Source organism: Paracoccus panacisoli, from assembly GCF_042435015.1.
GTDB lineage: Bacteria > Pseudomonadota > Alphaproteobacteria > Rhodobacterales > Rhodobacteraceae > Paracoccus > Paracoccus panacisoli.
In genome coordinates this window covers 1-10,993 of record NZ_JBHMQU010000076.1, presented here as the reverse complement: position 1 = coordinate 10,993, position 10,993 = coordinate 1, and the positions used below count along the sequence as shown (strand labels likewise).

19 protein-coding genes are annotated in these 10,993 nt (G+C 66.1%); 13 read left to right on the top strand and 6 right to left on the bottom strand.

Translation table 11 applies throughout. The annotated features are described in order from the left end of the window. Positions 1 to 109: 109 nt before the first annotated feature. The 4 genes from ACFHYO_RS14195 to ACFHYO_RS14180 form a co-directional block, all read right to left on the bottom strand. Positions 110 to 271 (bottom strand): hypothetical protein, encoded by a 162-nt coding sequence (locus ACFHYO_RS14195; protein ID WP_394321237.1) that lies wholly within the window; start codon positions 269 to 271, stop codon positions 110 to 112. A 63-nt stretch (positions 272 to 334) separates the two neighbouring features. Beyond that, positions 335 to 658, bottom strand: a complete 324-nt coding sequence (locus tag ACFHYO_RS14190) for a 5-methylcytosine restriction system specificity protein McrC (protein ID WP_394321236.1) — start codon at positions 656 to 658, stop codon at positions 335 to 337. A gap of 22 nt (positions 659 to 680) precedes the next feature. Next, positions 681 to 1,268 carry a 5-methylcytosine restriction system specificity protein McrC gene (locus ACFHYO_RS14185; RefSeq protein ID WP_394321234.1) on the bottom strand — a complete coding sequence of 196 codons (588 nt, stop codon included), beginning with the start codon at positions 1,266 to 1,268 and terminating at the stop codon, positions 681 to 683. Between the two features lie 289 nt (positions 1,269 to 1,557). Further along, entirely contained in the window at positions 1,558 to 1,767 is a 210-nt protein-coding gene (locus ACFHYO_RS14180; RefSeq protein ID WP_512700652.1) for a hypothetical protein, read from the bottom strand. A gap of 125 nt (positions 1,768 to 1,892) precedes the next feature. On the opposite strand from ACFHYO_RS14180, the gene ACFHYO_RS14175 reads away from it, so the two are divergent. From ACFHYO_RS14175 to ACFHYO_RS14160, 4 genes are read left to right on the top strand one after another with little or no spacing between them, the layout of a single operon-like run. Then, positions 1,893 to 2,117, top strand: a complete 225-nt coding sequence (locus ACFHYO_RS14175; protein ID WP_394321230.1) for a hypothetical protein — start codon at positions 1,893 to 1,895, stop codon at positions 2,115 to 2,117. After that, the gene (locus ACFHYO_RS14170; protein ID WP_394321229.1) at positions 2,101 to 2,709 is read left to right on the top strand and encodes a hypothetical protein; all 609 of its coding nucleotides are present in this window, start codon (positions 2,101 to 2,103) and stop codon (positions 2,707 to 2,709) included. Before ACFHYO_RS14175 ends, ACFHYO_RS14170 begins: the two co-directional genes overlap by 17 nt. Beyond that, complete coding sequence (locus ACFHYO_RS14165; protein WP_394321227.1) at positions 2,684 to 3,241, top strand: hypothetical protein; 558 nt, start codon at positions 2,684 to 2,686, stop codon at positions 3,239 to 3,241. Before ACFHYO_RS14170 ends, ACFHYO_RS14165 begins: the two co-directional genes overlap by 26 nt. Continuing rightward, positions 3,232 to 3,603: a hypothetical protein gene (locus tag ACFHYO_RS14160; protein ID WP_394321225.1), complete on the top strand. Its 372-nt coding sequence runs from the start codon at positions 3,232 to 3,234 to the stop codon at positions 3,601 to 3,603. The genes ACFHYO_RS14165 and ACFHYO_RS14160 overlap by 10 nt, the downstream gene beginning before the upstream one ends. Here the strand turns inward: ACFHYO_RS14160 and ACFHYO_RS14155 are convergent. Then, positions 3,593 to 4,081 (bottom strand): very short patch repair endonuclease, encoded by a 489-nt coding sequence (locus ACFHYO_RS14155; RefSeq protein WP_394321223.1) that lies wholly within the window; start codon positions 4,079 to 4,081, stop codon positions 3,593 to 3,595. The genes ACFHYO_RS14160 and ACFHYO_RS14155 overlap by 11 nt on opposite strands. 309 nt (positions 4,082 to 4,390) lie before the next feature. Between ACFHYO_RS14155 and ACFHYO_RS14150 the strand changes: the two genes are divergently transcribed. The 6 genes from ACFHYO_RS14150 to ACFHYO_RS14130 all read left to right on the top strand — a co-directional run bounded on the left by ACFHYO_RS14150 (position 4,391) and on the right by ACFHYO_RS14130 (position 7,879). Continuing rightward, positions 4,391 to 4,534, top strand: a complete 144-nt coding sequence (locus ACFHYO_RS14150; protein WP_394321221.1) for a hypothetical protein — start codon at positions 4,391 to 4,393, stop codon at positions 4,532 to 4,534. Between the two features lie 123 nt (positions 4,535 to 4,657). Beyond that, complete coding sequence (locus ACFHYO_RS14145) at positions 4,658 to 4,861, top strand: hypothetical protein (protein ID WP_394321220.1); 204 nt, start codon at positions 4,658 to 4,660, stop codon at positions 4,859 to 4,861. A 22-nt stretch (positions 4,862 to 4,883) separates the two neighbouring features. Continuing rightward, positions 4,884 to 5,210, top strand: coding sequence for a hypothetical protein (locus ACFHYO_RS14140; RefSeq protein WP_394321218.1), 327 nt, complete (start codon positions 4,884 to 4,886; stop codon positions 5,208 to 5,210). Between the two features lie 241 nt (positions 5,211 to 5,451). Then, the gene (locus tag ACFHYO_RS14135; protein ID WP_446728968.1) at positions 5,452 to 5,889 is read left to right on the top strand and encodes a phage tail tube protein; all 438 of its coding nucleotides are present in this window, start codon (positions 5,452 to 5,454) and stop codon (positions 5,887 to 5,889) included. 503 nt (positions 5,890 to 6,392) lie between these two features. After that, positions 6,393 to 6,956, top strand: a complete 564-nt coding sequence (locus ACFHYO_RS16170) for a DUF7697 family protein (protein WP_446728969.1) — start codon at positions 6,393 to 6,395, stop codon at positions 6,954 to 6,956. 581 nt (positions 6,957 to 7,537) lie between these two features. Further along, positions 7,538 to 7,879: a zinc ribbon domain-containing protein YjdM gene (locus ACFHYO_RS14130; RefSeq protein WP_394321216.1), complete on the top strand. Its 342-nt coding sequence runs from the start codon at positions 7,538 to 7,540 to the stop codon at positions 7,877 to 7,879. 74 nt (positions 7,880 to 7,953) lie between these two features. Here ACFHYO_RS14130 and ACFHYO_RS14125 read toward each other — a convergent pair whose 3' ends face one another. Continuing rightward, positions 7,954 to 9,015 carry an Mrp/NBP35 family ATP-binding protein gene (locus tag ACFHYO_RS14125; protein WP_394321214.1) on the bottom strand — a complete coding sequence of 354 codons (1,062 nt, stop codon included), beginning with the start codon at positions 9,013 to 9,015 and terminating at the stop codon, positions 7,954 to 7,956. Between the two features lie 306 nt (positions 9,016 to 9,321). Here ACFHYO_RS14125 and ACFHYO_RS14120 point away from each other — a divergent pair, with 306 nt between their 5' ends. The 3 genes from ACFHYO_RS14120 to ACFHYO_RS14110 all read left to right on the top strand — a co-directional run. Continuing rightward, positions 9,322 to 9,720 carry a hypothetical protein gene (locus ACFHYO_RS14120; RefSeq protein ID WP_052171824.1) on the top strand — a complete coding sequence of 133 codons (399 nt, stop codon included), beginning with the start codon at positions 9,322 to 9,324 and terminating at the stop codon, positions 9,718 to 9,720. Between the two features lie 46 nt (positions 9,721 to 9,766). After that, complete coding sequence (locus tag ACFHYO_RS14115) at positions 9,767 to 10,360, top strand: hypothetical protein (protein ID WP_394321212.1); 594 nt, start codon at positions 9,767 to 9,769, stop codon at positions 10,358 to 10,360. Between the two features lie 84 nt (positions 10,361 to 10,444). Further along, a partial coding sequence (locus ACFHYO_RS14110) for a c-type cytochrome (RefSeq protein WP_394321210.1) occupies positions 10,445 to 10,993 on the top strand: 549 nt, incomplete at its 3' end.

The following is a 10,993-nucleotide window of genomic DNA, read 5'->3' as shown; positions in this document are numbered from 1 at the left end:
ACCATATCTCCCCACACGGTTCCGCACGCGAAAACGCCGCCCCCAAGGGGCGGCGTGCGCGTTTCCAACACCCGTGGAAGCACTGTGGGAGCAAAAGGGGCGAAGTCCTTCATACCGCTTCGTAAATCGGTGCCTGCGATGACCGTTGCGTCCAGTGCGGCTCGATTGGGATCATCGCATCGATACCGGCCGGGAACCCGCTGCCAAAGGCGAGCTCTCGAACATCGATCGCGATAACATCCAGTACCGGCCGCTCTTCTGTCATGAGCACGAACTCGGTGACCCTTTCTCGCGGGCAGTCCCTTGAGGCCGGGTAAACGAGCGCGAGTCGCTTTCAGCGGTAGCGACTGGCGTAGGCGTTCATCTGATACGCATAACCGCTCGAGATGCCCGAGTTCGGTTCGGCGAGATCGAGACAATTCCATTTTGGGTCGTAGATGGCGACGCACTCGTCTCCGCTCTGAACGGTGATGTCTGGGCGCAGCTGGAAGCCCGCCGTCGCGAGGTTCTTCGTATGGCCCTGCAGCGCGCGCGACCGAGAGGCGACCGCCCAATTGCATCTGACAGGCACGCCGGATCCGCAGCGCGAGCACCGTCTCGAAGAGCTTCTCCATGTTGAACAGCAGAGCGGAGCCCGCTGCGTCGCCGATGCGAGCATCCGAGTAGAGGCCTGTCAGCAGTCAGCGGGCCCGCGCAAACACCGGTTCCCAGTGTCGGATGGTGCGATCAAACCGCAGGGCGCCGACGTGGCATGCCTTGACCCTGCGATCGGTCACCTCGTCAAAGCGATGGAGGAACGCCGCCGCCATCGCCCGGATCTCCGGGCTCAGCGCGAATCCGAGGAGGATTCGCAGGACGCCCTTCAGCGCCTGATAGTAGGCGTTATCGATGCTGCGCTCGTCGAAACGACAGAGCAGATGAGAACGATCGAAGGCGTTCGCGCGCAGGTGCTCGGTCAGCTCGAGCTGTCCGCGGATGGCATTGAGGTTCTCCGTCCTCTCCGAGTACCGGGCAATGGCCCCGCCTCGAAGCGCAGATTTCACCTGGCTGCAGAAATCCTCGATGAAAACGTCCAGGAGGTGGCTGTGCTGTTGCCCAAGGTCAGCATCGCCCACGCGCTGCGACCCAAGCTCACCTGCACGCGCAAGCATGGCCACCAGAAGGCCCCGCATGTCTTTGCTGCTATCGCTTCCATGGTCGATCTTTGGAAGTATCTCGATTGCCAGCTGCTCGGTTTGTAGGACCCCGCAAAACAGCCCGAACTTCAATCACCGGTGGCTCCATGCGAGGACCCCGGGTGGCAGACGTCCGGCGAGTTTCGCGATCCCTTCTGCCTCGAGCTCGCTAATCTCGCCGGCGGGCCGATGCTGACGCCCTCCCTCTCTCGGAAGGTCACGCGCCTCATTCTGGCGGCTCCTAAATCTTGCGGATTGCGTCCGGTGTGATCTCGTCTTCCCGAATGATCTCGAACGCCTCGCCGTCCCCGATTTCGGTCGGGTCCGCCTTTGGAAAGAGCACGGCAGCACACTGCGCGCGCACCCGGACCAATTGCAGCCCCTACTCGACGGCCTGGTCGGCGAGGACGTATCGGATCTGCCGCCAGTCGTCGTAGAACGCCTTTTGCAGGAATGGCAGAATCTCCCGGGCAAAGACCCCGCGCAGCTCGTCGAAGAACTTCACGTGGTAGAAGTAGCTGTGGCCGAGGGTCTGGTCGCGATGCAGCAGGCGGGACAGGCGGGCATTCATGGCCAGCAGAAGCTGACGCAGGTCAATCGCGTTGCCCTCGCTGTCATCGATCGATTCAAGCAGTTCCGGCTTCGGCGTGAGTTCCTCGAACCGGAACCGGTGTCTTAAGGCTGTCGAGCAGAGTGATCGAGCGGTCCCCGGTGTGTATGGTGCCGATCACGTCGACGTTCGCGGGCACTCCGAAACGCTCACCGGAGTTAGGGAGCGTCACCTCGAGGCCCTTGCAGCTCGCCAAGCGGTTTCCCAAGGCATCGGATGCGGATGCGGATGCGGATGCGGATGCGGATGCGGATGCGCTTATCAACTTCGACCAGCGTGATCAGCTCGCCGAAAACCTTGGCGACGTTTCCGCGATTGATCTTCGTCGATGAAGAGGGCGAACCGCTTGTCCGGCGCGCGCCGGGCCCGATCGTAAAGCGGCTTCAACACCCCTGGCCGCACCTCGTAGGTGACGGTGCCGTTCTCTGTGACAGGTCGAATGCCCTCGACGAAGTCCTCGTACGCGTTGCTCTGATGAAACGTCACGAACTCAAAGCGATCCCCGGCCTCGTCTTGGTATCGCGGCAGGTAATCGTTCTTGAGGCGATACGTCTCTCTAGTACCCGGAGGGCCGTAGAGAATGGGGCGTTGAGGTGCGCGAGTTGCGTCCCGATCGACGACAGCGATTTCAGGGTGGCGCGGGAGAAGCCCGCGCGCGCCGACGAGACGATCTGGACAAAGGCGGAGGAAAGGTTCGGGGATCGCACGCCCCTGAGCGAGGGCTACGTAGTCACGCGGGCCAAGATCGCCGTTAAGCTCGCCCGCCGCCCGGGAGGCAACCGCCGGCGCACGCTCGCCCTGACAATCCCTTGGCCTCATGGCTGCGATCTGAAGGACCGCACCGCGACCGAGCAGATGATCGGCGAGAAGTACCTGCGGCGCTGGGGGATCCTGGTCGATGACCTGCAGCTCTTCGAGGATTGATCTGGCCGGCCGCCGGCTGCTCTCGTCCATTGCCGGGACCCGCGAAGCGCGGGTTTCGGCCATGGCGCTGGCGCAAATGGGCGGCGCCGGAAAGACGCTGATGGGCGCCGGACTGCTCGTGCAGCGCGGCAGCGCGAGGTTCGTCGTTGCCGAGGACGACTTGGACGACATCCCAACGTCCATCATCGCCCACCCGATCACCGGCCATCATGGGCATCTCGGCAACGCCGCATGGCAGGACGAACAGGCGAGCGCCCGCCGTCGGGTCTATGCGCTGGACATCGCGGCAGCAGCTCGGCGGGTAGTTGCCCGGCTCGATTGCTCGCTCGGCAAAGACCCGGTGCCTTACCTCGACGGCGCGGTGCTGGATTTCGGGACGGCCCGGCTGCCGAAGCGAAGGGCACGTGGTCGGGATCTGGGTAGATCGCGGTCTAACGACGCCGGCGGTGTTCGAGGAGTGCAATACCGCACCGCCCGCACACCCTATCTGCCTTGGCTGCCAGCGCAAACAAGAACGTGCATTTGGCGCTGACAGATGACGCAGGTGTTCTTACTGCGGGAGGGAGCCTCGAGCGCATCCTCAACTGCTGGACGGCCAAGCACAACGAAGCGGTTTATTTACCTGCAACGAAGGTCCCATGCTCCGATCCGGAGCTCATCGCCGATGAGTACAAGTTCAGTTTACAATTCTTCAAGGAAATCATGTGGTGCAGAGAAACTTCAGCTGAACAGCTTTTCGAGGCGCTCCACAAAAGCACGTTGTTTTTGGACCCCGCGCCAAAATACTGCCCCGGCAAGCCGCGACTGAACAAGCGCAGGTCGCAGTGCCGCGTCAACGATATCCGGGCCGCGGCGCGCGATATCTACTATGACGCACGCATTATCAGCCTTTAGCGCTGGTGACTCTGTCCGGCCCCGACTTGCTGCCCTGAAACGAGAATGTCGCCGCGCTGCCCTGCACCGCGGCGGCAAGATCGTGGAGCATCTCCTCGACCAACAGCCGGCGTGGGCCCTTGAGGGCACATTCCCAGATCACACCTATCCGCCAGCCCAGCGCAGCGAGCTGTGCTTCATTCCGCTGAACGCGCGCGATGTTCCCGCCGATCTTCGTCTTCCAGAAATCAGTGCGGGTTCCAGGCCACCGGAACAGAGGGCAGTTGTGACCGTGCCAGAAGCAGCCATTAACAAAGAGGGCGACGCGGAAGCGGGGCAGAACCAAATCCGGGCGTCCCGGCAGTTTGCTGTCATGCAGCCTGAAACGCGAACCGCGGGTATGGAGGCCGCGCCTGATCATGATCTCGGGTCGGGTGCCGGCGCTCCGAATAGCCGCCATGTTCCGGCCGCGCGTCGCTGGGTCATGGACATCAGCCAAACCTGCGAACTGCCTCCTGTCCGGACCGCGCAAGCACTGCCTCGATGTGCGGCCGCCGAGTTGATTTGTGTTTCTCGTTGTTCTTGCTTTTCGCCTTCTAGGCGAGTGGTTCGCGGGGGCGATGTGAGAGGGGGAGCAGGGATGGTCGAGATAATATTTGAACTGCGCCTGATCTTTCCCGGGCGCCCCGCCGCGGCGAATTTCCCGCGCGACTGATCTGAATTTTTCCGACTGCCAGGTCCAAGGCTGCCTCCGCCAGGAGCGCGGAGCGACAGCCTGTTTCCAAACGACAACAACAGGAGTTGAGGCATGGCATTGCCGCCTCCCGTCTATTTCACATTGCATGAAGCCGCCGTCCGCTGGGACTGCACCCTGGCCGACATCGCCAGCTGGGCGTCCGTCGAAAAGTTCGACATCGTCATGGCCATTGCGCCTGTGACGTCCGGGATGTAAATCGTCGCCGGATATGTGGTGGTTCCGGTGACCGATATGCTGCAGATGTTCCGGCACTGCGGAACCGGGCCGACCAGAGGCCATCTGCGGCGCATGCGGTCGAACAACTAACGCGAATGGATCATGATCGACGATCCGGCAGGCATCGAGGTCACGCCGCCGGACCTGCTGATCATGGCCGAGGACGTGCGCCGCTTCGAGGCGGACTGCGATCTGCTGCGTCGCCCGGCCTCGCACATCAGCTCGACCGCGCGCTATGACTGGGACGGGATGTACATCGCGCTGATGGTGCGCGCCGCCGCAAGACCGGGGTTAGTGGCTCCTTGATCACGCCCATCCGCTTATAAGGATGGATGAAGCTGTCAGGTCTGTCGAAGATGCCGACACGCTTGGCGATGGCACGGGGCGCCATGCGGAAGAGCAGCAGCAGCGCGCCGGCGCCGTTCAGCGCGGTGATAAAGAGGTTGATCCGGCTGACTACGCCGTTCAGCATCGCTTCGACCCCGCTTATCAGTCCGTTCGCCGCCCGAAAGGCAAAGTCGCGATGGCGCCGGGAAGCCGGCGCCAGATAGCGATGTCCGCGTCATGGGCGCAGTGGAACACCGCCGCGGTCCGATCACCAAAGCCGACCACGCCGGTGATGGTGCCTCAAGGGCAGAGAGGCTGGTGGCCCTAAGCACTTCCCAGCCCGCGGCCATGCGGGCGAGGGGCGCGTCGAGCGACAGGCCTATGCGCGACTAGACTTCCCTACCGGGTCGCCGAGCAGGTAGAAGCTTTCGCCGACGCCGCCCACCCGTTCGACGAAGCGGGAGAACTGATAGTACAGCTCGCCTGCGCCGACGATCAGCCCCCGATGCCGATACGGATCAGGGCGCCACGCAGCACGACCAGCGCCATGGCAACGCCTCGAACTGAGAGTGGCGCCGCCGCCATCTCCGCGACCCAGCGCTCTGCTGTTAAGGTGGCCAAGGACACGGCATAGGTGGCAAGCTTGCCGAGATTGCTCGGCCGAGATCACCTATTCGAACCGCTCGACCGGATCGAGACTATCCGCAACGACGGGAAGATTTGATGGCGCCGATCCGGGCATGGCCTCGCTGACCGGCCGGATCGAGGTGCGCTTCGCCGACAGTGCGGTGGTGACGCAGGCTATCGACGGGAGCCCCTGCGAACTCGAATTTGCCTACAGCCTCGGTGCCAACGCCAGCTTCACGCTCACGGCACATGCCGTCTACCTGCCGGTTCCGCGGGTGGAGAATTGCCAGACTGCAGACCAGTTTCGAATGGGAGGCTGCCAAGCCCACCGGCCCCGTCCGCATGTGCACCGCCGCCCTCGTCAACAGCGGCGCGATTAACTGACCACGATCCGCTGAAACTCTTGAACAACCCCGAATTGCTGACGTTGCTGCCCGGTTTGCGGCTGAAAGTGGCACCGCTGAACACCGCGCTAATGGTCGCAGCGCAGGCCGACCCAGCACTGTCCACCTTGCCCGACACAGCCAGAATCGAGACAATGGCGCTGGCATGGCCAAGGCAGTCGCCCGCCTCGCGGTGCCGGACTGGGAGGAGGGGGCGGCGACGAGCGGGGCCACCCCCCTGCTCCTCTCATCTGGCGGTATCGACGCGCTTCTTGAGGTCTGGCCGGTATCTGAAGGCTTCCAGAGCCAGAATGTCCCCCGCGCGTTGATGCTGGATGCGGAAAAAAGAGTCTGCGCGCGTTCGCCGATTGGTCGTTCGGCGGGGGCGACAGCTAGTGCGCAGACTACGCAGGTCTCCCGACTGTCCCGCACAGCTGAACCGACCCCGGACCGTCGAGGGCTGGCAGGTCTGGAATCTGACATAACAGCTCGGCGGCCAGCTGCGAGTCGTTCCCGGTGCCGTCGTGGGCGGGGAAATGGGCGCGGCGCTCGCCATGGCGCAGGTGCTGGGAGTGAATGCGCCGATCTCCACCAAGCTCCTGCCGGAGATCGAGGCGGTGATGGTGCGCCTGCTGAACGAGCAGCTGGAGGGAAGCCCGCCCCCACCGGCTCAGCCCACCAGCGTACGCTGGACGATCTGCGGATTCTGGTCAATCAGCGCCAGAAGCACCCGGGCCGGTCCCTCTGAGCTGCGCCGCCATGCTCCCAAGTCAGGAGCGCGCCCTTCTTCACCCAGATGCTGCGAGCGCATTCGGATTGGGAGAGCCCCGTGCGCGAGCGGATCGCCTGTACCTCCGGCTCGGGCAGCTCAGTCTCGTGCGCTTTGCCAAGCCCTTCGCCGCGGGCATGCGCCAGCGCTTCCTTCAGGCCCCTTCTCGATGCTGGTGAATGCGTCGCTAATCTCGTCCTCCTGTAGCTTGCGGCAAGGGCCACGCCCAGTTGCTTCCCAGCTTCCGTCTCGACCTGTGTCAGGTTCGCCTTCTCGTTCTTTGCGAAGACCGTGATCAGGAAGATTGGCGTCTCGTGCTCCGGGCTGAAGAAAATGGATCACCCTTACCGCCGCTCATGCCGCCACGCGCAGGCAAACCGGAACTTCCTGACTCCGCCACCGATGGAGACCTCGGTCAGCAGGTTGCGAGCCACGAAATCGATTGGCTCAAGCCGCTCGGCCTCTGACATGAGGCAGTGTGAGCGTCGCTGGAATTCCCGTGTCCTGACGATGCTCACCACGGCCATCCAATGTATGTGCGTCGATGGCGCATACGTCAATTACGCATCAAACGGGGAATTATCGCCATGGCCGAGAAGCTTGTATCCGTCCGCCTCGAGGCGGAGGGCGGCCGGCAGGTGCGCGCCGAACTGGAGGTATCGCGCAAGCCCCTACCGCCCGGCAGCAAATTGCGCGTGGGATCCCGCTCCTCCCGACCAGGCACACCTCTTGAGAGAGCTAACGATTGTCGTGTAGCGTCGGGTTCATCGCAACCGCTGTCGGAACGTTCCCAGCTGGATGAGGCGATCCGCGTACACCGCCCTTAATCCGCGCCGCCTCTGGCCTCGCCCGCCTGCGGCGGCTATAGGCGCGGGTATGACCGACGCCGTGCCTCCGTGCCCCGAATGTGGATCGAGCTTCACCTACGCGCTCGACGCGGGGCTTGCCTGCCCCGAGTGCGGGCATGAGTGGCAGTCCGGTGCGGGCGACGCCGAGGCCCCCGAGGTCCGCGACAGCGTCGGCAACCTGCTGCGCGACGGCGACACGGTGACGGTCGTCAAGGACCTGAAGGTCAAGGGCTCGTCGGCGGTCGTCAAGGTCGGCACCAAGGTCAAGGGCATCCGGCTGGTCGAGGGCGACCACGACATCGACTGCCGCATCCCCGGGATCGGGCAGATGGGGCTCAAGTCCCAGTTCGTCCGCAAGGTGGCCGAGTAAGGGTCAGCGCTGCGGCGGTCGGCCAAGCGCCGCCCGCTGAGCCGCGCCGCAGCCGCTGGTCAGGCACCCCCCGCTCAGGCCGCGCCCAGCAGCGCCGCGATCCGGTCCACGACCCGGCCCATCGCCCGCCCCGCCGGCCCGTCCTCGAGCACGAAGGGCGCGCCCGCGTCGCCGCCCTCGCACACCGTCCCGTCGAGCGGCAGCGCGCCGAGGAACTCGATCCCCGTCGCCTCGGCCAGCGCCGCCCCGCCGCCGGTCTTGAAGATCGCCTCTTCGTGGCCGCAGGCGCTGCAGACGTGGGTGCTCATGTTCTCGACCACGCCCAGCACCGGCACCTCGAGCCGGTCGAAGAGGTCGAGCGCCCGGCGCGTGTCGATCAGCGAGATGTCCTGCGGCGTGGTGACCACGATCGCCCCGGTCAGATCGACCTGGTGGGCCAGCGTCAGCGCCACGTCGCCGGTGCCCGGCGGCAGGTCCACCACCAGCACGTCGAGCGCCGGCCAGGCCACGTCGAACAGCATCTGCCGCAGGGTGTTGACGAGGATCGGCCCGCGCCAGATCAGCGCCGAGTCCGGCGGAAAGAGCGAGCCGGCCGAGACGAGCGCCACCCCGTGCGCGCTGAGCGGGATCAGCGCGTCCTCTCGCGCCACGTTGCGGCCCGTCGCGCCCAGCATCCGGTGCGCCGAGGGGCCGAAGATGTCCGCGTCGAGCAGCCCCACCCGCAGCCCGCGCTGGCCCAGCCCGACGGCGAGGTTGACCGCGACGCTCGACTTGCCGACGCCGCCCTTGCCGGCGCCGACGGCGATGACGTGACCGACGCCCGCCAGCTCGCGCGGGGCCGGGCGGGCCGCGCCGCCGAGGTCGGGCACGGCGGTCGCATGGGCGATCTCGACCGCCGCGAGGTCGGGGAGGGTGCCCGGCAGCGCCCGCAGCGCGGCCTCGAGCGCCGGGCGCTCGGCCTCGGGCAGGGTCGGCTCGACCACCAGCCGGGCGGTGGCGCCGGGGATCTCGGCCCCCCCGGCCGAGGCCCCGCCCGAGAGGCTGACGACGCGGATCAGGCCGCGGGCGACCCAGCGGCCCGGGGTGCCCGCCGCGTCCGGCAGCGCGTCGATGGCGGTTTCGATCTGGTCGCGCATGGGGCCTCCGATTCGGGGTCTGGGCGGTGAAACGCGGCCGAGGGTGCGGCCCGGCGGGGGCGCCGGCAAGCCGCGGCCGAGCGTGGCGTTATGTCGCAGACTGCCCGATCTGACACGGCCTGACAAACTGTCAGCGGGCGAGAAGTTACAGGTTTTGATGCGCTTCGGCCCGACCTGACAGAATGGCAGTCCGGTCGCGCCCGGCGCACGATTTTTCCTTTATCAACCCGATCACGAGACTGTTTACCCGAGCGCATCGTGTCGGGCAGGGTAACGTCAAGCCAACCACAGCGAAGGGTTGTCGTCATGCGCCAGCAGGCTCGCGCCGCCAGCACCACGATCCGAACTCTGATTTTCGCGGCCACGCTCGCCGCCGGGGCGGCCGGGGTCGCCGCGGCGCAGACCGTGCCCGCGCCCGCCGCCGTGGCGCCACCGCCCGAGGTCGGGGCCGTCCAGCCCTTGCGCTACATCGCCGGGCTGGCGCCGGATCGCCGGCCGGCGGCGGTGCCCCACATCGTCGCGGTGCGCAAGTCCTCGGCCTGGTACGAGCGGGCGCTGCACGGGATCTCGAAGCCCTATCCGCCCTCGCTTCAATTCCTCGACGATGTCGGGATGTGGCATTTCTTCTTTGGCAATCCCGGCATGCCGGGGCCTTACGACATCCGCGGCTGGCACAGCGCTGACACGGATCGCCTCGCGCGATGACTGTCCCGGAGAACGGGACGACACTTAACCTCAAGGGAGACTGGAAATGAGCCTGGTGAAGAAGATCGCGATCGTGGCCCTGTGCACCGCCGCGTCGGCGGCGTCGGCGCAGTCGATGTCCGGCATGGGTGGCATGAGCGGCATGTCCGGCATGGGCGGCATGTCGGGGATGTCCGGCATGGGTGGCATGTCCGGGATGTCCGGGATGTCGGGCATGGCTGGCCACGACGGCTGGGCCTGTACCCAGTGGACCCTGCTGCCGACCGCTGCTGCCGCGATGGTCGGCATGGGTGGCATGGCCGGGATGTCGGGCATGGGCGGCATGGGCGGCATGTCGGGCATGGGCGGCATGTCGGGCATGGGTGGCATGTCGGGCATGGGCGGCATGAGTGGCATGTCGGGCATGGGCGGCATGAGCGGCATGTCGGGCATGGGCGGCATGGGTGGCATGTCGGGCATGGACGGCATGGGCGGCATGTCGGGCATGGGTGGCATGTCCGGGATGTCGGGCATGGGCGGGATGTCGGGGATGAGCGGCATGGGTGGCATGTCGGGTATGTCGGGCATGTCCGGCATGGCCGGCGAAGCTCCGGCCGGCATGACCTGGGCCTGCACCCAGTACACCACCGCCAAGAACTGACCCCAGCACGCATCGACCGGGCGGCGCACGCCGCCCGGTCACAGCACGAGGCAGGGCTGCGCCTGCCCAGCCAGGGACACCACGATGACACGCCAGCAGATCACGGCCAGCCGCATCTTTCCAATTCCCACCCGCCCCTCGACGGGCGCGGGGTTGCTGTTTCTGGGTGCGGCGGTGTTGCTGGCCCACCCCGCGCCGCTGGCCGCGCAGGACGGCGAGAAGCTGTTCAAGCTCTGCGCGACCTGCCACACCGTGACCAAGGACGGCGCGAAGAAGGTCGGCCCCAACCTCTGGGGCGTGGTCAACCGCCCCGCCGCCTCGGTCGAGGGCTTCAAGTATTCCAAGTCGATGCAGGAGCGCGCGGGCCAGCCGTGGACGCCGGAACTGCTCGAGGACTATCTCGCCGCGCCCAAGACGATCGTGCCCGGCACGACGATGAGCTTTGCCGGGATCAAGAAACCCGAAGAGCGCAAGGCGCTCGTGGCGTGGCTCGGCCAGCAGTCCGACAATCCGGTCGTGCCTGCCGCAGCCGACCCGCCCGCCGCCGCCGACGCCGCCGCACCCGCTGCTGCCCCGGCCGCTCCTGAGGCGACCGCAGCCGCCGCGCCGGCCCCCGAGGCTGCCCCCGCCGCG